The 20,139-nt window shown below is 48.9% G+C and carries 24 protein-coding genes and 4 tRNA genes; 10 read left to right on the forward strand and 18 right to left on the reverse strand.

Translation table 11 applies throughout. From position 1 onward, the window contains the following. Positions 1-310 precede the first annotated feature (310 nt). From speE to RDW05_RS08595, 13 genes are all read right to left on the reverse strand, one after another. The gene (speE, locus tag RDW05_RS08535) at positions 311-1,165 is read right to left on the reverse strand and encodes a polyamine aminopropyltransferase (RefSeq protein ID WP_009144908.1); all 855 of its coding nucleotides are present in this window, start codon (positions 1,163-1,165) and stop codon (positions 311-313) included. A 13-nt stretch (positions 1,166-1,178) separates the two neighbouring features. Then, entirely contained in the window at positions 1,179-2,627 is a 1,449-nt protein-coding gene (locus RDW05_RS08540; RefSeq protein WP_307978675.1) for an aminotransferase class I/II-fold pyridoxal phosphate-dependent enzyme, read from the reverse strand. Between the two features lie 122 nt (positions 2,628-2,749). After that, a complete protein-coding gene (gene ilvB, locus RDW05_RS08545) occupies positions 2,750-4,411 on the reverse strand; it encodes a biosynthetic-type acetolactate synthase large subunit (RefSeq protein WP_307978676.1) in 1,662 nt (553 codons plus the stop codon). Between the two features lie 29 nt (positions 4,412-4,440). Further along, a complete protein-coding gene (ilvN, locus tag RDW05_RS08550) occupies positions 4,441-4,980 on the reverse strand; it encodes an acetolactate synthase small subunit (RefSeq protein WP_304157862.1) in 540 nt (179 codons plus the stop codon). 321 nt (positions 4,981-5,301) lie between these two features. Then, positions 5,302-5,386: transfer RNA gene (locus RDW05_RS08555), tRNA-Leu, on the reverse strand. 92 nt (positions 5,387-5,478) lie between these two features. Further along, positions 5,479-5,554 (reverse strand) — tRNA-Lys (locus tag RDW05_RS08560). A gap of 2 nt (positions 5,555-5,556) precedes the next feature. Continuing rightward, positions 5,557-5,632 (reverse strand) — tRNA-Gln (locus RDW05_RS08565). Between the two features lie 42 nt (positions 5,633-5,674). Further along, positions 5,675-5,750: transfer RNA gene (locus tag RDW05_RS08570), tRNA-His, on the reverse strand. 143 nt (positions 5,751-5,893) lie between these two features. After that, the gene (locus RDW05_RS08575; protein ID WP_021720424.1) at positions 5,894-6,268 is read right to left on the reverse strand and encodes a RidA family protein; all 375 of its coding nucleotides are present in this window, start codon (positions 6,266-6,268) and stop codon (positions 5,894-5,896) included. Between the two features lie 24 nt (positions 6,269-6,292). After that, positions 6,293-7,180 carry an L-serine ammonia-lyase, iron-sulfur-dependent, subunit alpha gene (sdaAA, locus tag RDW05_RS08580; RefSeq protein ID WP_307978677.1) on the reverse strand — a complete coding sequence of 296 codons (888 nt, stop codon included), beginning with the start codon at positions 7,178-7,180 and terminating at the stop codon, positions 6,293-6,295. Positions 7,181-7,190: 10 nt separating this feature from the next. Continuing rightward, positions 7,191-7,856, reverse strand: coding sequence for an L-serine ammonia-lyase, iron-sulfur-dependent subunit beta (sdaAB, locus tag RDW05_RS08585; protein WP_293391612.1), 666 nt, complete (start codon positions 7,854-7,856; stop codon positions 7,191-7,193). Positions 7,857-7,865: 9 nt separating this feature from the next. Next, on the reverse strand, positions 7,866-8,306 hold the full coding sequence (locus RDW05_RS08590; RefSeq protein ID WP_307978679.1) for a HutP family protein: 441 nt from the start codon (positions 8,304-8,306) through the stop codon (positions 7,866-7,868). 48 nt (positions 8,307-8,354) lie between these two features. After that, positions 8,355-9,797 carry a sodium:solute symporter family protein gene (locus tag RDW05_RS08595; protein ID WP_044484485.1) on the reverse strand — a complete coding sequence of 481 codons (1,443 nt, stop codon included), beginning with the start codon at positions 9,795-9,797 and terminating at the stop codon, positions 8,355-8,357. A 276-nt stretch (positions 9,798-10,073) separates the two neighbouring features. Here RDW05_RS08595 and RDW05_RS08600 point away from each other — a divergent pair, with 276 nt between their 5' ends. The 4 genes from RDW05_RS08600 to RDW05_RS08615 all read left to right on the forward strand — a co-directional run bounded on the left by RDW05_RS08600 (position 10,074) and on the right by RDW05_RS08615 (position 13,205). Further along, on the forward strand, positions 10,074-10,313 hold the full coding sequence (locus RDW05_RS08600; protein WP_293821939.1) for a TIGR03905 family TSCPD domain-containing protein: 240 nt from the start codon (positions 10,074-10,076) through the stop codon (positions 10,311-10,313). A gap of 80 nt (positions 10,314-10,393) precedes the next feature. Then, positions 10,394-11,344 (forward strand): magnesium transporter CorA family protein, encoded by a 951-nt coding sequence (locus RDW05_RS08605; protein WP_021720430.1) that lies wholly within the window; start codon positions 10,394-10,396, stop codon positions 11,342-11,344. A gap of 9 nt (positions 11,345-11,353) precedes the next feature. After that, positions 11,354-11,584, forward strand: a complete 231-nt coding sequence (locus RDW05_RS08610; protein ID WP_210685092.1) for a hypothetical protein — start codon at positions 11,354-11,356, stop codon at positions 11,582-11,584. A 28-nt stretch (positions 11,585-11,612) separates the two neighbouring features. Continuing rightward, complete coding sequence (locus tag RDW05_RS08615; protein ID WP_307978682.1) at positions 11,613-13,205, forward strand: helicase HerA-like domain-containing protein; 1,593 nt, start codon at positions 11,613-11,615, stop codon at positions 13,203-13,205. A gap of 60 nt (positions 13,206-13,265) precedes the next feature. Here the strand turns inward: RDW05_RS08615 and RDW05_RS08620 are convergent, their stop codons facing one another. Then, complete coding sequence (locus tag RDW05_RS08620; protein WP_044484707.1) at positions 13,266-13,613, reverse strand: cupin domain-containing protein; 348 nt, start codon at positions 13,611-13,613, stop codon at positions 13,266-13,268. 241 nt (positions 13,614-13,854) lie between these two features. On the opposite strand from RDW05_RS08620, the gene thiS reads away from it, so the two are divergent. The 6 genes from thiS (at position 13,855) to RDW05_RS08650 (ending at position 17,915) form a co-directional block, all read left to right on the forward strand. After that, the gene (gene thiS / locus RDW05_RS08625; protein WP_307978684.1) at positions 13,855-14,049 is read left to right on the forward strand and encodes a sulfur carrier protein ThiS; all 195 of its coding nucleotides are present in this window, start codon (positions 13,855-13,857) and stop codon (positions 14,047-14,049) included. Next, positions 14,050-14,679 (forward strand): sulfur carrier protein ThiS adenylyltransferase ThiF, encoded by a 630-nt coding sequence (gene thiF / locus RDW05_RS08630; protein WP_307978685.1) that lies wholly within the window; start codon positions 14,050-14,052, stop codon positions 14,677-14,679. Between the two features lies 1 nt (position 14,680). After that, positions 14,681-15,448: a thiazole synthase gene (locus tag RDW05_RS08635; RefSeq protein ID WP_304242758.1), complete on the forward strand. Its 768-nt coding sequence runs from the start codon at positions 14,681-14,683 to the stop codon at positions 15,446-15,448. A gap of 9 nt (positions 15,449-15,457) precedes the next feature. Further along, the gene (gene thiH, locus RDW05_RS08640; protein WP_307978686.1) at positions 15,458-16,675 is read left to right on the forward strand and encodes a 2-iminoacetate synthase ThiH; all 1,218 of its coding nucleotides are present in this window, start codon (positions 15,458-15,460) and stop codon (positions 16,673-16,675) included. Continuing rightward, positions 16,668-17,246: a thiamine phosphate synthase gene (locus RDW05_RS08645; RefSeq protein WP_307978687.1), complete on the forward strand. Its 579-nt coding sequence runs from the start codon at positions 16,668-16,670 to the stop codon at positions 17,244-17,246. The genes thiH and RDW05_RS08645 overlap by 8 nt, the downstream gene beginning before the upstream one ends. A gap of 141 nt (positions 17,247-17,387) precedes the next feature. Continuing rightward, positions 17,388-17,915 (forward strand): inorganic diphosphatase, encoded by a 528-nt coding sequence (locus RDW05_RS08650; protein ID WP_040564460.1) that lies wholly within the window; start codon positions 17,388-17,390, stop codon positions 17,913-17,915. 177 nt (positions 17,916-18,092) lie between these two features. On the opposite strand, the gene alr is transcribed toward RDW05_RS08650, so the two are convergent. From alr to RDW05_RS08670, 4 genes are all read right to left on the reverse strand, one after another. Then, positions 18,093-19,211 (reverse strand): alanine racemase, encoded by a 1,119-nt coding sequence (alr, locus tag RDW05_RS08655; RefSeq protein WP_304260218.1) that lies wholly within the window; start codon positions 19,209-19,211, stop codon positions 18,093-18,095. A 156-nt stretch (positions 19,212-19,367) separates the two neighbouring features. Beyond that, positions 19,368-19,511 (reverse strand): FeoB-associated Cys-rich membrane protein, encoded by a 144-nt coding sequence (locus RDW05_RS08660; protein WP_293722239.1) that lies wholly within the window; start codon positions 19,509-19,511, stop codon positions 19,368-19,370. A 51-nt stretch (positions 19,512-19,562) separates the two neighbouring features. Beyond that, entirely contained in the window at positions 19,563-19,889 is a 327-nt protein-coding gene (locus RDW05_RS08665) for a hypothetical protein (protein WP_307978688.1), read from the reverse strand. Between the two features lie 6 nt (positions 19,890-19,895). Further along, the coding region (locus RDW05_RS08670; RefSeq protein ID WP_307978689.1) for a hypothetical protein at positions 19,896-20,139 on the reverse strand (244 nt) is incomplete at its 5' end.

Raw genomic sequence — 20,139 nt, forward strand, 5'->3', positions numbered from 1 at the left:
GTTCATAAATTAAATAATATGGAAAATAAAAGCTAATTTCAAAGCCTCTCCTTGGGGAAAGGTGCCGAGTAAGAGAGGGACTATAACTCCATCCCCTCTCAGTCGCCTACGGTGACAGCTCCCCCCAAGGGGAGCCTTCTCTTTCTCTACTCCCAATACGTCTAGGAGCCGCAACGACGCAGATAATTCCTTATATATACATCTTAAGCATAGACGCACGAGAAGGTGCCAGATGCTAGGCGCAACGACGACGGCGTACTCCCAGTACGTCTAGGAGTTGCAACAACGCAGATGGCGCCTTATCGTGCGTCTACCTCTCTTCTTCCTCAAGCATATCTTCAACATACTTCGGCAGCATAAATGCTCCCTTATGCAGATGCTCGGAATAATACCAGGTCTTGATACCACGCTCCAGCCATTTCTTGGCATCAAAATCCTTCAGCGGATGATACTTCTTAGAAGCGAAGCCGAACAGCCAGTAGCCTGAAGGACAGGTCGGAATATGCGCCTGATATACACGGCTGATGGGGAAGCTGTGGCTGGCCTTGCGGTGCATGGCGCGGCAGGTTTCCTCGTCCTCATCGTAGAAGGGACTGCCATGCTGGTAAACCATGATGCCGTCCTCTTTGAGCGCACGGAAGCAGTTACCGTAAAACTCCTTGGTAAACAGGCCTGCTGCATGTCCTAAGGGATCAATAGCATCGCTGATAATCAGATCGTATTCATCAACCTTGGTACGCAAAAAGCGCAGACCATTAGCGTTGAAAACAGTTACGCGCGGGTCATCAAGACCGCAGGCGTTATCAGGGAAATAGTCGCGGCAGACATCAATAAAAACATGGTCTGTTTCTACTACGTCGATTTCCTCTATTTCATCATAATGCGTCAGCTCGCGCGCAACACCGCCGTCGCCGCCGCCGATTACCAGTACCTTACGCACGTGCGGATGCACTGCCATCGGCACATGGACAATCATTTCGTCATAAACAAATTCGTCCTTTTCCGAAAAGACTATGGTACCGTCACAGCTGATGAAGCGACCGAACTCCTTAGATTCAAAAACGTCTATTCTTTGGAAATCCGTATCCGCACCGAAAAGCTGCTTTTCGATTTTGATATCCAGCTTCACATCTTCTGTATGATAGTCAGAAAACCATAGCTCCATTTAATCACGTCCTTTAAACTAGTACATTGATATTATTAACGTCCGGATCTTCTGGTCCCTGCATAGAGCAACCCTTTTCCTTAGCGTAAATAATATAATCTATAATATCCTTGGTAATAACCTCACCCGGTGCCAGGATAGGAATTCCCGGCGGGTAGCACATTACAAACTCACTGCAGATGCGTCCTGCAGTTTCGCGTATAGGTAAAGATTCGTCCTTGGCATAAAATGCCTTCTGCGGCGAAACAACAACCTTAGGCGCGATATATTCGGTATTGAGCATTTGCGACGTATCCTTGGAATACAAGCGCTTGATATCTGCCAAAGCACCCACAAGACGTTCAATATCCTGAATACGGTCACCGATAGAAATATAGGCAAGAATGTTGGCAATATCGCCGAACTCAATCTGGATATCATATTCATCGCGCAGCAAATCATAAACCTCGATGCCTGCCAGACCGATATCACGCGTATAGACCGAAAGCTTGGTAACATCAAAATCATAAATACTGCTGCCGTTTTTCAGCTCGCGTCCGTAAGCATAAAAGCCGCCGATAGAATTAATTTCCTCGCGGGCATACTCCGCCATCTCCTGAACCTTGCCGAAGGATGCCTCGCCGCGCATATACAGGTTACGGCGGGAAATATCCAGGCTGGAAAGCAGAAGATACGAAGCACTGGTAGTCTGCGTCAGATTAATAATCTGGCTTACATACTCCCAATTAACATTCGGGCCCGTCAGCAAAAGGCTGCTCTGCGTCAGGCTGCCGCCTGATTTGTGCATGGAAACAGATGCCATGTCAGCGCCGGCCGCCATCGCATTAACAGGCATATTTTTTCCGAAATAAAAATGTGTACCGTGTGCCTCATCTACCAGGCAGAGCATGTTATGCTCATGCGCCAGCTTGACGATAGAACGCAAATCCGAACAGATACCATAATAAGTAGGATTGTTTACGAGCACTGCCGTAGCATCAGGATTGGCCTTAATCGCCTTAGCTACCTCGCCGATCTCCATCCCCAGAGAAATTCCCAGCTTACTGTCAACCTGCGGATTGATATAAACCGGAATCGCGCCATTAAGTACCAGCGCGTTAATCACACTTTTGTGTACATTGCGCGGCAGGATAATTTTATCGCCTGCCTTACAGGAAGCCAAGACCATGCTTTGCACGGACGAGGTCGTACCCCCTACCATAAAGAATGCGTGTGCCGCACCGAAGGCCTCTGCTGCCAGCTCCTCTGCGTCACGGATTACCGAAACAGGATGGCAGAGATTATCAAGAGGCTTCATAGAGTTGACATCCAGGTTTACACATTTTTCCCCCAACAGCTCGCGAAGCTCCGGGTTGCCACGACCGCGCTTATGACCTGGTACATCAAAGGGGACAACGCGTTTTTTACGAAAACGCTCCAGTGCCTCGTACACCGGAGCAGAAGTTTGTGATAAAATTCCCATGTTCTTCTCCAAAGCATAAAAAATAAAAGGACAGATGATATTTTCTTCTGTCCCTTTATCGTAACATTTTTAACCTGTTTCAGCAAGAGTTTTAAGAGCAACTAAGCAAAATCTTAGCCAATTTAGTTTATCTCATCGTTGGCGAATTTTACAAAATCATTAATTCCCAGTCCTGGAGCCACCATCGGAAGCACCATATTTTTAGGATTAACGCAAACCTCTATAAGGTAAGGTTTCCTGCGTTCCCACGCCTTGTCCACTGCCTGGGCCAAAGCATCCGGCGTATCTGCATGCTCACCTTCAATTCCGAAGGCAGCAGCATATTTTACAAAGTCAACATAACCCGGCAGCTCGCAGGCCGTAAAGCGTTTGGCAAACTGCACCGTCTGCAGCTGGCGTATCATTCCCAGTCCGCTGTTATTGAACACTATAGCGATAACAGGCACATTATTGCTTGCAATAGTAAAAAGCTCGCTGCCTGTCATCTTAAAGCCGCCGTCACCGCTTATACTGATGACACGGCTCTGCGGACGCGCCAGCTGTGCGCCCAACGCAGCAGGCAGACCGAATCCCATCGTTCCCAATCCGCCGCTTGTCAGCCACTGGCGGGCAAACTGTATCTTCAAATGCTGCGCTGCCCACATCTGATGCTGGCCTACGTCCGTAGTAATAATATAATCCTTGTCCTTGAGCACCGGATTCAATGCTTTAAAAAACTTGGGCGCCTCCTCATTTCCAAAATCATCGTCCATCCCTGGCCAGGAGTTTATTTTGTCCCACCACGAGCTCAAATCGTGCGGCTGCGCTGCCTTTTCCAACGCATTCAGCGTTGCCACCATATCGCCGGTGATGCCTATGCCCGAATCAATATTTTTATCTACCTCAGCAGGGTCGATATCCAAATGGATAATAAGCTTGTTGGCACTGTAGCTGCTACGCTCGCCTGTAACGCGGTCATTAAAGCGGCTGCCGACAGCCAAAATCAGGTCAGCTTCCTTAACAGCATTATTGGCACGTTCATGTCCATGCAGGCCTGTCATTCCCAAAAACAGCTGTCTGTAGGCACTAATCGCACCAAGCCCCATCAACGTGCTGACAACCGGGATATGCAGCTTTTCACACAAATGCATGGCATCATATTCTGCATTGGCATTGATAACGCCACCGCCGACCAGCATTACCGGACGCTGTGCCTTATTGATAGCCGCTGCAGCCGCTGCCACACGTTCAGCATCAGGCTCCAACGGCTGCAGCTCCGCCAGACGGGCTTCCTCAAAATCTATCAGCGCCGTTTGCACATCGCGCGGCACGTCTACCAACACCGGTCCCGGGCGTCCTTCACGCGCCAGCTGGAAGGCAAGACGCAATGTCTGCGCCAGGTTTTCCGGCTTTTTAACTAAAAAATTATGCTTGGTAATAGGCATTGTTATACCGGTGATATCTACCTCCTGAAACGCGTCATGGCCGATAAGCGCCCTGTTTACCTGCCCTGTAATGGCCACAACCGGTACGGAATCCAAAAATGCCGTTGCCAGACCTGTGACCAGATTGGTTGCTCCGGGACCCGATGTAGCTATACACACGCCCACCTTACCTGAAGCACGCGCAAAGCCGTCTGCCGCATGCGCAGCACCCTGCTCATGCGCCGTTAATATATGTTGTATCGGACTTTGCCGTAATGCATCATAAAAAGGGAGAATCGCACCCCCGGGATAACCGAAAACAGTTGTTACCCCTTCTTCTGCCAGTATCCTGCACATAATCTCTGCGCCGCTTAACTGCATACGCTCACTTCCTTCCGCAAATCTATCTCTTATATTGCCGCATGACCATCATCCATCTGCGGCCATTCAAAACGTGATTGTTCCACAGCAAGCGACGCATCGCCGCGCTCTAAAGCAACAAGACCGGTCTGCACCATTTCGGTTACGCCGTATGGACGCATGACATCAACAAATGCGCGCAGCTTGCCCTCATCGCCGGTAGCAACAAATATCAATGACTCACCGGTTACATCCACTGCATGCGCACGGAACACTTCCGCCAGCTGAAGCAGCTCCGGACGCTTATTGCCGGCTTTTACCTTAACCAGAATCATGCTGCGGGTAGCGCTGGATTTAGGAGGCAGTACCTTGACACGCTCTACCTCAACCAGCTTCGCCAACTGTTTGGTAACCTGGATAATAGTCGGCTCGTCAGCCTCCATCGTTACCGTCATACGCGAAAACTCCGGGTTTTGCGTCGTGCCTACAGCCAGACTGTCAATATTGAAGCCACGGCGTGAAAACATGCCTGCTACACGCATCAGCACACCCGGCTGATTACGTACAACAATCGATAAAATCTGCTCCATATCTTTCCCTCCTGCAATAACATATCTACAGCTCTGATACTCTTGCAAATCTGTCCGGTTTGCCGGCATCATATAATCAGTGTTTTTTTATTATTTCAGCAACTAAAGTTTTTGTCAACAAAAAGTGTAACATTCTTGAATCGTTCTCCTTTTTCATTCTGTTAATGTAAACACTATTACAGATTTCAGTGTACAAAAAAAGTCCACGCAGCTATTGCCACGTGAGCAGTAAAGCAATCAATGATATTCTTTTATTATATGGTTCAAGCATATAATAAAAAAGCTCACGCGACTATTCCACGTGAGCCTGATTTATAAAGTTGGTGCGAGTGACAGGAATCGAACCTGCACGCCGAAAGGCGCTAGATCCTAAGTCTAGTGCGTCTGCCAGTTCCGCCACACTCGCATATAAAATATTATATCATAACAAGAACAGCTATGGCAACTGTCCATGTAAACAAAAAGCCGTCCTTCTTTCGAAGAACGGCCTTAAATTCGTGGTGATCCACCCGAGACTCGAACTCGGGACACCCTGATTAAAAGTCAGGTGCTCTACCAACTGAGCTAGTGGATCATTGGCTGGGGCGGCTGGACTCGAACCAACGCATGCGGGAGTCAAAGTCCCGTGCCTTACCGACTTGGCTACGCCCCAAGCTTATTAGTGGTTACTCAGATTTACTTAAATCTGAAAAGGTGGGGTGACTGGTGGGAGTCGAACCCACGCGTAACGGAGCCACAATCCGCCGTGTTAACCACTTCACCACAGCCACCATCTTGTTTCCAAGCTGAATAGCTTGGCGACGAATAGTATTATACTATATTCCCGGCACTGCGTCAATAGGAAAATTTAATTTTTATAAAAATTTTTACGGCAATCACCGGACATAGTCAAAAATTGCTTCGCATCAGTTAATCAGCGGCGGGCAATAACTTCAATTTCTACATGAGCGCCTTTAGGCAGAGCTGCTACCTGTACAAAGGAGCGTGCCGGCGGCTCAATCTTAAAGGTTTTTGCATAAACAGCATTAATAGCATCAAAATTCTTGATGTCATCTACAAAAATAGTAGTTTTTACAACATCCATGAATCTGAAGCGTGCTTCCGTCAGGATAGCCTCAATATTGTCTAAAACCTGCTGAGTTTCAGCTTCGATAGAGCTTTGAACCATTTCACCTGTTTCCGGATTGATAGCAATCTGACCGGATACAAACAGAATAGAACCTGCTAATACAGCTTGAGAATAAGGACCTAAAGCTTTGGGTGCATTTGTTGTTGCAATAACTTCCATGATTAAAGTCTCCTTTGCTATTTTTTATTTACGGGCAAAGTATTTTGCTGCCCACTCTATAGCCGAAGGCGTTGCGGCCATACCGCCGCCTGCGGTTTCCTTCAAAGCACAGGGAAGTGCATCCCCCACGCTCTTCATGGCATCAATTGCTTCATCAGCATTAATAAAGCTGCTGATTCCGGCCAACGCCAGTTCAGCTGCCAACAGTGCCTGCAAAGCACAGGCTCCATTACGTTTAATGCAGGGTACCTCTACAAGGCCTGCTACTGGATCGCAGACAAGACCCAACACGTTTTTAAAAACGACCGCTACTGCCGTACCTACCTGCTGCGGTGTGCCACCGAGCATAGAAACCGCAGCACCTGCTGCCATCGCCGCAGCACTGCCACATTCTGCCTGACAGCCACCCATAGCACCTGCCAGAGAAGCGCGCTCGTTGATTACCATACCAATACTGCCGGCAACCACCATACCACGCTGCAAGGTTGCATCGTCCAGTCCACAGTGCTTTTTCAGGGTGAAGAACACTCCCGGAAGCACGCCGCTGGCACCTGCTGTAGGAGCAGCAACTATACGTCCCATAGCCGCGTTGCATTCACCAACTGCTGTAGCATATATAACTGCATCCAAAGCCTTCTCGCCCAAAAGATTGACAAAGCCTTCGGCGCCTGCAGCTGCAGCCAGCTTTTTGGCATCGCCGCCTGTCAGACCGCTGTGGGAGCGGATGCCTGTTAGCCCATGCTCTACTGATTTCTCCATGACGTCCAGCATTTCCTGCATCTTCGCCAGCAAATCTTCCTGACTGCATTCCAGCTCGCGCATATTGTAGTCTATGAGAAATTCATCTAACGGCTGCTGCCATTCAGCAGCCTCTTTAATCCAGCTGTTCAAAGACAGCATTTCTTTCTTCATGCTGCACCCCTTACAAAACACTGGCGATAAAACGCACCGATTCTATCTGCTGCAGCGCGCTGATAAGATTGATAATCTCCTGCGGCACCGCCTCGTCACATTCAATAACCATAGATGCCATGCCGCCCTTGTCGCTGCGGAACAAGCGCATCGTAGCGATATTCACACCGGCATTGGCCAAGGTACTGGTAACCAATGCAATAACACCTCTGGTATCGATATGCACTGTCAAAATAGCAGGCAAGCGTCCCGTGAGCTCCACAGGAAAGCCGTCAATTTCCGTAACCTGTACCTGACCGCCGCCAACAGAAGAACCGACGATATCACAACGGGCACCATTTTCTGCAGTCAGCTTAAAAAGCACAGTGTTTGGATGAGCCTTATTGCCCAAATCAATTTTATGATAAGAATATTCTAAGCCGTTTTTCTCCGCATAGCTGTCAGCCTGCGGAATGCGTTCATCATCCGGCAGCCAGCCCATCAGTCCGGCAAGCAGCGCCATATCCGTGCCGTGTCCCTTATAGGTTTCGGCAAAGGAGCCATGCAGATAAATTTCTGCCTTTACCGGCTTAGCGCCAAGAATACTGGCGGCCAAAAGTCCCAGACGAACAGCACCGGCAGTATGCGAGCTGGAGGGACCAATCATCACCGGTCCGATAATATCCAAAATACTCATAAAGCACCTCTATTCATCACTGGCCAGCGAACGATGTGCCAATCCGACACACAGCTCATTGAGATTCAGCACGCCAACGCCCATATAAATAGCAACACAAAGATGCTCTCCGGCGCGGGCAATACCGATTTTGCCGCCGACGTTAAAGCCAAAGGCCTTAACCTTTACCTGTTCCAGTGCTTCGTGCGCCGCTCCGGCCACAGCACCGGCACCTACATGAGATTCGGTTACCAGTCCCTGACGCTGCGCAGCAACTACAGCGCGCTCGACAATTTTTACAATAGAAGGAATAAATTCACCGCCGAAATCAACAGCTGTCGAACGGATACCATGCTCCGCTAAGCGTTCCTTTACCCTCGTTTCCTCCACGCGACTGGAGGTAAGTGCAATACGCAAGGCAGCACGACCGATTTCGATGCTGTTGATGCAGCTTTTACCACATTCATGCATGTTAGTCCCACCCCTCACAAAACATTTTTCTATCAGCAGGCGCAGAGATTACTCGTCCTCTTCAGGAACCTCTACAACCTCTTTGATTTTATTTTTATCCAGCATTGCTACCAGCAGGAAGGTAATAATGCAGATAGGCCATTCAAAGTAAATTACTTCGTTGGCAAAAAGCGGTTTGATGCCTGCCAGCGGGCTGCCGGGAACAAACCAGAGAGCAATGCCGAGAAGGCTCACCAATGTAGTCCAGAAAGCAGAGCTGCGACGGCACAGGCCGGGAGCGAACATCGTAAAGAAGAATACACAGGTCAGGCCGCAGGTCATAGACAAACCGGCAATCATCGTCTTAACAATGCCTGCTGCATTGAAGGCAAACCACAGAGTAATCAGGCCGACAGCAAAAACAGACAGACGATTGATGATGACAAATTTATTTTCCGCAACAGCAGGATTAATAAAACGTTTGTAAATATCATTACTGAAAAGCGTAGCCGCACCCAGCAGAATAGTGCAGGCAGTAGATACATCCGCAGCCCACAAAGCAGCCAGAGTTACACCGCCGGCAAGAGGATCCAGAGTCATAACAACCTTAGGCATAGCAAGTGCAGCCTGCGCCACCGGCATTTCCGGATACATAGCCTTGCAGACAACGCCCAACACAGCGCAGATGAAGCCAACCGGGAAAATCATCAGGCCAGCCAGCACATAACCGTTGCGGGCAGCTTTAGCATTTTTAGCACCGCAGGCAATCTGTACAGGTCCCTGCGCAGTAATAGTCTGAGTAATCATAACGATAATCCAGCCAAGAATAGTAGCAAAAGCCAGGCCTGCTACCGGACTGCCCATAACCTCGGGGTTAGGCAGCTTACTGAGCACTGCGTCCCAACCGCCTACGTTGGATACAGATTGGATTGCAGAGTAGATAATACCGATATAAATCAAGGTAACGCTGACGATATTTGCCAGACCGCTGGACCAAAGACCGCCAATCAAAGTGATACCGATAAATACCACGGCGCTCATAATCATACCGCCATGGAAGGAGAAAATCTCCGGCAACAGCGAGGATAAAATCGCACCGCCTGCCATGTACTGCAAAGCAGTAATAACGCACATAATGATAACCAGACCAATCGCAGCGATTGCACGTCCTTTGGTATCATAATAGAACTCAAAGAATTCCGGAATAGTGGAAACCTTCATAGAACGCAGCTTGCCTGCTGCCAAAAGGCCCATAACAATAGCACCGATAGACCAGGCACCGTTATACCAGCCTGCTGCCAGACCAACACTGAAAGCACGCTGTGCTACGCCGACTGTAGAAGCAGCACCGACTGCCAGACCGGTAACATTTACAGCTACCAGAATCGTGTTCAGCTTACGTCCGGCCAGCAAAAACGCTGTTGAACCCGAATCAGCCTTGTGCTTAACCCACAAGCTGATGCCAAAAAGCAACGCGATGTACACTACGACAATTACCAACTGAATAGACATAAAAACTACACTACCTTTCTTCCATGCTACAAAAGCATAATACTTGTGCTGTAAGAATATAAACCATGCTACCATCCTACAACGTACAATAATTTGTCTTATATTATACCAACTTTTTTTAGTAAATTAAAGCTCCCGCCAAAACTTTTCTGCAACGGGAAAATTTTTGAAATAAAATTTACGTAAAATCTTTCTTGCGCAAGCATAAGAAAAAGGATTTTATTTATTTTTGTCGAATTGTCTAATGTATGTTGTAATACAATGGAGGAAAGAAATATGTTTACTTATAAAACCAGCGGAGTCTGCTCCCGCGAGATTCATTTTGATATAGTTGACGGCAAGCTGCACAATGTAAGCTTTGACGGCGGCTGCCCCGGAAATCTGGCTGCTATCGGCAAGCTGGTAGAAGGCCAGGATGCCAAAGCAGTTGCCGATTTGCTCAAGGGCAATGACTGCCGCGGCCGCGGCACCAGCTGCGCCGACCAATTGGCTAAAGCCATCGCCGAGCATCTGTAATATAATATATAAAGATCGTTGTGACGCAGACGGTGCTTTATATCACGCCTGCCAGGAAAGAGGAAAGGAGGAACCCTACTATGTACAAAATTTTAAAAAGTACCGACCAAGGACTGGACGAGCTGGAGCTGGAACATCTGGAAAAGGGCTACTGGCTTGACATAGTGGCTCCTTCTGTAGAAGAGCTGCAGGAAATAGCAGCAGCGACAAAAATCCAGATGGATTTTTTGAGTGCCGCACTGGACGAAGAAGAAAAATCTCGTATCGAAGTGGAAGATGACCAGATTCTGATTTTGGTCGATATTCCTTTTTTACGCAGCAATAAAGATTACGACACCCTGCCTTTAGGCATCGTAGTAACCGAAGAAGGCATTGCTACTATCTGTTTGGAACCTAACGCCGTAACTGCAGACTTTGGCACGCACAACAGCAAAATGTTCAGCACCTTCAAAAAAACGCGCTTTTTGTTCCAGATTCTTTATAAATCCGCTACTCTCTATCTGAAATATATCCGTATCATCATCCGCCGTACGGATGAACTGGAAATTCACCTGCGCCAGTCCATGGAAAACAGCGAGCTCTTCAACCTGCTGGATCTGCAGAAATCCTTAACCTACTTTTCCACCTCTCTGCGCAGCAATTCCATTGTACTGGAAAGACTGCTGCGTCTGCGCAATGCGACGCAATCCCAGCATCTTATAAAGGTATACGAAGAAGACGAGGATTTGCTGGACGATGTTATTATCGAATATAAGCAGGCTGTAGAGATGGTTGAGATGTACAGCCACATTCTTAACAGCATGATGGAAGTTTTTGCCAGTATCATCAGCAACAACCTGAACCTGGTCATGAAATTTTTGGCATCCGTCACCATTATTTTGGCGATTCCTACACTTATCAGCGGTTTATGGGGCATGAACGTACCTGTTCCCTTTGCAGAAAACCCCTTCGGGTTCCTTATCGTCATCAGTCTGGCGGCATGTATTGCCATCGGCACTGCCTTCCTGCTGTGGAAGAAGAGAATGTTCTGAGGTTAGAAAATGTCTAAAGTTACGCAAGAAAAACTGCTCGCCGGAATTATTTTCGGCGACAATGATAACGAAGAATATATTTACCTGCCCGGCGGAGAGGTTGGCAGCGAAGCACCTCTTTGCGTGCTGGAACGCGGCGGCAGCCGTGAGGACCTGCCTCTTGAAGAAGCGGCACAGCAGGTTCATCGTCTTGCGCTGCGCCCTTGCGCTCATCCTCTGTGGGGCAAGCGTTCATACTAAATCTTAATGCCGCGAGGAGGAATGCAAGATGTATATCCCTAAACTGCATAAAATCTGGCTTTGTCAAAACGACAAGGGCGGTATCTATATGTATCCCAAAATGGCAAATCGTCACGGCCTGATTGCCGGTGCTACCGGTACAGGCAAAACCGTTACGCTCAAGGTGCTGGCAGAAAGCTTCAGTGAAATGGGCGTACCTGTTTTTCTGGCTGATATCAAGGGCGACGTTTCCGGTATGTGCCTGCCCGGTGAGGACAGCGAAGGCTTCCGCAAGCGCTTAAGAAACAAGCTGGGTCTGGAAACGGAATGGAAATTTGCCGGTTACCCGGTACGCTTCTGGGACGTTTACGGCAAGGGCGGCATTCCCGTACGCGCTACCGTTTCGGAAATGGGCCCTGATCTGCTCAGCCGTCTGCTGGAGCTGAACGAAACTCAAAGCGGTGTAATGAATATTGTTTTCCGCGTAGCAGATGACCAAGGCCTGCTGCTGTTGGATTTCAAGGACTTGCGCAGCATGGTACAATACGTCGGTGATAATGCTGCCCAGTTCAAAACAAGCTACGGCAACATCACTCCCGCCAGCATCGGTGCTATCCAAAGAGCTTTGCTGCGTCTGGAGGACCAGGGCGCGGATATCTTCTTCGGCGAGCCGGCACTCGATATCAAGGACTGGTTTGCTACGGCAGAAGACGGCCGCGGTGTTATCAACCTGCTGCACGCTACCGAACTATTCCAACGCCCGCTGCTCTACTCCACCTTCTTGCTGTGGATGCTTTCCGAGCTCTATGAAATGATGCCGGAAGCAGGCGATTTGGATAAACCCAAGATGGTCTTCTTCTTCGACGAAGCACATCTGATTTTTAAGGATGCACCGCAATCCCTTTTGGATAAGATTGAACAGATTGTCCGCCTCATCCGTTCCAAGGGCATCGGTATTTACTTTATCACCCAACAGCCTACAGACGTACCCGAAAGCGTACTGGCACAGTTGGGCAACAAGCTGCAGCATGCACTGCGCGCCTACACTCCTAAAGAACGCAAGAGCCTTAAAGCTACCGCGCAATCCTTCCGCGAAAACCCGGCATTAGATGCCGAAGCTGCCTTAGGCGAGCTTGGTACAGGCGAGGTGCTTGTTTCTATGCTGGACCCCGAAGGTATTCCTTCTATCGTACAGCGTGCTTATGTTATGCCGCCGCGCAGCTATCTTGGCGTGTGTGATGATGCTAAACGCCAACAGCTGATCAAGGACTGCCCGCTATACAGCAAATATGCCGAAGCTGTTGACCGTGAATCCGCCTACGAGCTGCTGACACAAAAGGCAGAGGAGGCACATGCGGCAGCCGAAGCGGCAGCGAAGGCTGAAGCTGAAGCGAAGGAAGCAGCGCTGAGAGAAAAAGAAGAAGCCAAGCAGGCCAAGGAAGCGGAGCGTGCCGCCAAAGCTGCGGAACGTGAGCGCATTGCAGCAGAACGTGCTGCACAAAGAAGCAGCGGCCGCCAAACCAAGAGCGTGCTGGACAAGGTATTTGACAGCGCTGTCAATTCCGCAACCCGCACAGTCGGCAGCCAAATCGGCAGCAGGCTGGTACGCGGTATTTTAGGAAGTCTTTTCAAAGGTAAATAAAAAAATTCAGGACTGACGCACAGCAACAGCGTCAGTCCTTTTAGTTTAGAACAGAAAATATTATTTTTTGATGACCAAAGCCTGCAGCAGCAAATCCTCGGCAGCATCTGCCGGATTACCGATAGCATGGCCTTCACCGCTGGGACAGTGCACCTTGTCACCTGCGTGCAGCGTCATTGCCTTACCGTTATCATTGTACTCGGCAGTTCCCTGCAGCACTACGATAGTTTCACTGTTGCCGTCATGGATATGATAGCCAAGGCTGCAGCCCGGTTTAAGAGTTACCTTAGCGTACATTACTACGCTGTCATTAAGCATGCTTTCGTCAAGATAATGTTCAATAATTACGTCACCATTGCCACCGAAGCGGTTGGCGCAGATATCTGTTTTGCTGTTTGTTATTTTCATAACCAAAGCCCCCTCTTTTTTTACTGCTTCCATTATATGCCTATTTCGTGCTGCAGGCAAATATTTCTCTGCCAGCATATATAAGTTATCTCCTTGACACTTACTGACAAAAACATTATACTTATGCTAACAACTTCATAAACAAAGCTTAGAGTGAGTCTGAAATTTAGCTCATGAAGGGGTACACCACCACGGGTGTAGCTTTTTCATGAGCTTTTTTATTACTCGAAAGGAGAAAATCATGCTTATCAACGGAGAAGAAAAGGCCTTAGGCTGCCCCACCGCTCTCAGCGAGCTGCTTACGCAGCTCGGCTATCGCACTGCGTTTGTTGCCGTAGAACTTAACGGCAATATCATCAAGCAGGCAGACTTTGGCAGTACAACAATTACCGACGCCGATAAATTGGAAATCGTCAGCTTTGTAGGAGGTGGCTGAATGATTAGCAAGGAGGAAATCAATGCCGCACTTGGCAAAGGACTGACACAGGCGCAGCTTGACGCTCTGCATAACGCACGCGTTGCTGTCGTCGGCCTCGGCGGACTCGGCAGCAATATCGCCGTCGCCTTAACCCGTCTTGGCATAGCTCATCTTTATCTTTATGATTTTGACCAGATAGAGCTTTCCAATCTAAACCGCCAATATTATTTCCTTGACGATATAGGACAATACAAGGCTGACGCCCTTGTGAAGCATCTGCGCCAGATTAACCCCTACGCAGCTTTGCATTCGCAGGTAATCAAGGTAACAGAGGATAACATCCCCACGCTTTTAGGTGACTGTGACATCATCTGCGAAGCGCTTGATGATGCTGCCAGCAAGGCTATGCTCGTGAGCACTGTTTTGAGCACCTGGAATGATAAAAAGGTTATCGCAGGCAGCGGCATTGCCGGCTTCGGCAAAGCTGAAGAAATCACCAGTAAAAGAATCACGAAAAACCTTTATCTTTGCGGCGACAGCAGCAGCGATTTTCACGATTTACCGCTCTGCGGTGCGCGCGTCGCACTCTGCGCCATGCAGCAGGCACTGCTTGCCGCACGCATTATTTTAGACTTGGAGGAGAATTAAAATGACAAACGATACATGGACTTTAGGCGGACACGAATTTCATTCCCGTTTTATTTTAGGCAGCGGCAAATATTCGCTGGACTTAATCAAAGCAGCCGTAGAGCAGGCCGGTGCGGAAATCCTTACGCTCGCTCTGCGCCGCGCCAACAGCGGCGCTCTTGCCAACATTCTTGATTACGTGCCGGAAAACGTCACCTTGCTGCCCAACACCAGCGGTGCACGCAACGCCGAAGAAGCAGTGCGCATTGCCCGCCTCGCACGCGAGCTTTGCCACACCGACTTTGTAAAAATCGAAGTAATCAAGGACAGCAAATACCTGCTTCCCGACAACCATGAAACCCTCAAGGCAACAGAAATTCTTGCCAAAGAAGGCTTTATCGTTATGCCCTATATGTACCCCGACCTGCAGAGTGCACGTGACATGCGTGACGCCGGTGCTGCCTGCATCATGCCGCTGGGTGCACCGATTGGCAGCAACAAGGGCCTTTGCACCAAGGATTTTATCCAAATCTTAATCAACGAAATCGACCTGCCGATTATTGTCGACGCAGGCATCGGCAAACCGTCACAGGCCTGCGAGGCTATGGAAATGGGCGCAGCGGCAATCATGGCGAACACCGCGATTGCCAGCGCCGGCAACCTGCCGCTCATGGCCAGTGCCTTCCGCGATGCTATCAACGCTGGCCGCAAGGCTTATCTTGCAGGCTGCGGCAGCGTCCGTGATGCAGCCTGCGCCAGCTCCCCGCTGACAGGTTTTTTGCATGATTGAGGTGGCAGCATGAAGAACGAAGATAAATTTTTCAACAACAGTATTTATGATGAGCAGGCAGCAGCCTTCAGCGAAAAACAGTTAACCGATCCGATGCAATATCAGGAGGGCATGGAAATTATCGACTCCGATATTTTCGATAAAGTACAGACTGCCCGTGCCGCTTACGATTACACAAAATATACGGAAGCAGACGTACGCGCGGCACTCGCTCACAGCGAGCGTACGCCCGAGGACTTCGCCGCCCTGCTTTCGCCTGCCGCATTGCCGCTTCTGGAGGAGATTGCCCGTGCCGCACAGGTTGAACGCCAGCGTTATTTTGGCAATAACGTCACCTTTTTTACGCCGCTGTATATCGCCAACTACTGCGAAAATTACTGCATTTACTGCGGCTTCAACAGTCACAATAAAATTCAGCGCGCCTGCCTGAGCAGCGAGCAGATTGCTGCCGAAATGCAGGCCATCGCCGCCACCGGCCAGCAGGAAATCCTTATTCTTACCGGCGAAAGCCGCAAGATGAGCGACGTGCATTACATCGGTGAAGCCTGCAAGCAAGCACGCCAATACTTCAAGGTAGTCGGCGTAGAGATTTATCCGCTCAACAGCAATGAATATGCTTACCTGCATGAATGCGGCGTAGATTACGTAACTGTTTTCCAGGAAACATATAACAAGGATAAATACGCTCAGCTGCATTTGGCAGGTCATAAGCGCGTATTTCCCTACCGCTTTTACGCACAGGAACGCGCCCTGCGCGGCAAAATGCGCGGCGTCGGCTTCGCCGCTCTGCTCGGCCTAGACGACTTCCGTCGCGACGCCCTTGCTACCGGCCTGCATGCCTACCTGCTGCAAAAGAAATATCCGCATGCAGAAATTGCCTTCTCCTGCCCCCGCCTGCGTCCCATCATCAACAACGACAAAATTAAGCCGATGGACGTGCACGAGCGCCAGCTGCTGCAGGTTGTCTGCGCCTACCGCCTGTTCATGCCCTTCGCCTCGATTACCGTTTCCAGCCGCGAATGCGCACGCGTGCGTGATAACCTGATGCTCATTGCCGCCAACAAGATTTCCGCCGGCGTCAACACAGGCATCGGTGCGCACAGCAAAAAACAGGAGCTGGGCGATGAGCAGTTTGAGATTGACGACAGCAGAAGCCTGCAGGAAATCTATGACGCTCTGCTGAAAATCGGTCTGCAGCCTGTAATGTCGGAGTACGTTTATGTCTGAGCTGCCGCTGATTGCCGTTACGGACAGCGCCAGCTGTCCCCGTCCGCTAGCTGAGCAAATAGAGCGTCTGACAAAGCTGACGGAGCTGCGTCCGCAGGCTGTTATCCTGCGTGCGAAATCTTTAGACAAAGCAGCCTATCGCACGCTTGCGCTAGAGGTACAGCAAAGCTGCGAAGCTGCAGGTATACCGCTTATTTTGCACAGCGATTGGCAGCTGGCACGCGAGCTTGGTGTAAAAAGACTGCATCTACCGCTGGCGCTTTTACGCCAACTGCCAACTTGCGAGCGTGCGCATTTCACCTGGCTTTCTACCTCAGTTCATAGCGTTGAAGAGGCAATCGAAGCACAAGCGCTTGGTGCTACCGTGCTCATCGCCGGGCACATCTACACTACACAGTGCAAGGCCGGCCTTGCGCCACGCGGCCTCGGCTTTCTGCAAAGCGTCTGCAGCGCTGTAAGCTTACCGGTTTACGCTATCGGCGGCATCAGTTTCGATGCTACGCAGCACGCCGAACTCAAAGCGAATGGAGCACGCGGAGCGTGCGTAATAAGCGCATATATGAGGCTGTAATAACGTTTGGTAAAAGTTGTGCAAAATCGCCCTGCAAAATTTGACATCGGCCTCCAGAACATCTATGATTAAGAGAGGAATTTGTGAGCAACATATTTATCTCTGTCCCAAAGCACAAGAGGAGGCAAACACGAAATGACTATGAATATCTGGCATGACATTGATCCCAAACGTATCTCTCCTGACGATTTTATTGCAGTTATCGAAATCCCCAAAGGCTGCAAGGTTAAGTACGAGCTGGACAAGGAAACCGGCCTGCTCAAAATGGACCGCATCCTGTACACCGCAACCCACTATCCTGCAAACTACGGCTTTATTCCCCGTACCTATGCAGCAGATAACGACCCATTGGACGTATTGGTTTTATGTTCCGAAAACGTTGTACCGATGACCTTGATGCGCTGCTACCCCATCGGCGTTATCATCATGGAAGACAGCGGTGATATGGACGAAAAAATCATTGCGATTCCCTTCGGCGACCCGATGTATAATTCCTACAAATCCATCAGCGAGCTGCCGCAGCATATCAGCGATGAAATGATTCACTTCTTCAGCGTGTATAAATCACTTGAAGGCAAAAGCACCGCTCTTGAAGAGGCGCATGACGTAGATAAAGCAAAGGAAATCATCAAGCAGTGCCAACAGCGCTATAAAGATACCTTTTGCTGAAAATTAAAAGCATAAAAATGGCTGTTGCGTAAGTTTTCTTACGCAGCAGCCTTTTTAGGTTGCTACATCTCCTCCGTCCACAAAAAAAGGACTGCCTTTCGCAAATGCGTCCAGCAGCCATAAAATAAGGGAAAGCGTATTTAGTTAAGAAGCAGCGGCTCACGCCAATGCTTCTTTTTAGTTGCCGCGTACATACTCGCGCGGCACACGCGGGCTCACGTCGCAGATAATTTCATAGCAGATAGTATCCGCCCATTCTGCAACCAGCTCCATTGGCAGCTCACGACCGCCAAACACGATGACCTCACTGCCCAGCTTAACGTCTGGAATATCCGTCACGTCCAGCATCGTCTGATCCATGCACACACGCCCGATAATCGGCGCCTTTTTGCCGTTGACCAGCATATACCCGCGGTTAGACAAGCGGCGGCTCACGCCGTCGGCATAACCGATAGGCACAGTAGCAATAACACTGGGTCTCGTCAATGTATAGGTTCTGCCATAGCCGATGGTTTCACCGGGCGGCAGTGTTTTCACAAAAGCAACCTGCGTCTTCACAGTCATAACAGGCTCAAAATCCTTGTAGCAGTCAATCATATGCGCCGGATGCAAGCCATACAGGGTAATTCCCTGACGCACCATATCCAGCTGATATTCCTGCAGCTCCGTCAGTGCAGCACTGTTGGCGATATGACGGATAGGAATATGCACTCCCTCCGCTTCAATCAGGCGCAGCGCCTCCTGAAAGCGTTCAAACTGATAGGCAGCATACTGCTTATCATCGGCGTCGGCAGTCGCAAAGTGACTGAACACGCCCTCAATATAGATACCAGGCAAGGACGCTGCCAGCTTGGCAAACCTGCCGGCATCACGCACATGCACACCGATACGGTGCATACCTGTATCAATCTTAATATGTATTTTAGCCTTCGTATGCAGCTTCAAAGCCGCCGCATTCAAAGCATATAAGCGTTCTTCATCAAATACTGCATGGCTGATATCATAGCGCACGCAAATTTCCGCAACCTCCGGCAGCATTGAGCCAAGCACCAGAATCGGTGTTTCAATACCGGCCTCGCGCAGCTTCACGCCCTCCTGCAGGAGAGCTACCGCAAAAAAGTCTGCACCGTTACGCGCTGCTTCCTGCGCTACGCGCACAGCGCCATGACCATAGGCATCTGCCTTGACGACAGCACATAATTTGGTTGTCGGCTTCAGATTGGCCTTAGCCATCTGCACGTTATGTGCAATTGCATCTAAATTTATTTCTGCCCACGCACCACGTTGAATATGCACAATGGCATCCTCCTAAGCTTATCGTCCATAAAATAAGCCGCAGGCAAAGCATCGTTGCTGCGGCATCAAACTTACCCTGGAATTTTGTTTAGCGTACATTATATTTTACAAAACTCTAGTATTAGCATATAACCAACAGGGGATTTTGTCAATATTTTATTTTTTTATCGAGTTGCAATTTTTAGCATGCGGACAGCCAGAACAGCCGTTGCACCCGCCACGATACTTTTTACCGAAATAACTGCGCACTGCCAAAATCACCAGTACCGCTAACAAACCCGCAATAATATATGTTGCCATCAGTCTGCCTCACTTTATAATTATCAATATTTACTATATTAGACAGGAATTCTAGCTATAGTGTAAACCAAAATTATGCTTTTGACAAATGAATTCTTTGTGAAAGAGCGGTAGAAAGGATGATGCGGGAAGAAAACAAAAAAGCAAGCAATCAATATAATAAAAAATAAACAATACAATGCCACCGATAATCGCACTTGCCCATTGATGCTTATCTGGTTCGCCTTCAAATTGCTCAGTCAACTTCTTTTGCACCATTTCATTAACAGCGAACGCGCTTGCCCCTGCTAGGAAACCATTACCCGTAAGTTCGCTCATGATACCGCCTACAAGCGCATGTAGAGCATCCTTTTTCAGGAACGCCATATTCCAAGCCATTTTTATTCAATAGAACAAAAACCATAAATCCTCCCCAGTCATAACTTGTATGATTTTTAAAAACATCATCCCTAGAAACATTATCCCTATAGATTTAATTAGACTTTTTTTTACATTATCAATTAATCCAAACGACCATAATCCTAAATATATCGAGCTAAAAATATTTTCCATTACTAAAGCCATAACTTTTATAGGAAAATATCGCTGCCACAATGGAATATTAATCATATCATTGTATAAAACCCAA

The sequence above is a fragment of the uncultured Phascolarctobacterium sp. genome (assembly GCF_902463975.1).
GTDB lineage: Bacteria > Bacillota > Negativicutes > Acidaminococcales > Acidaminococcaceae > Phascolarctobacterium_A.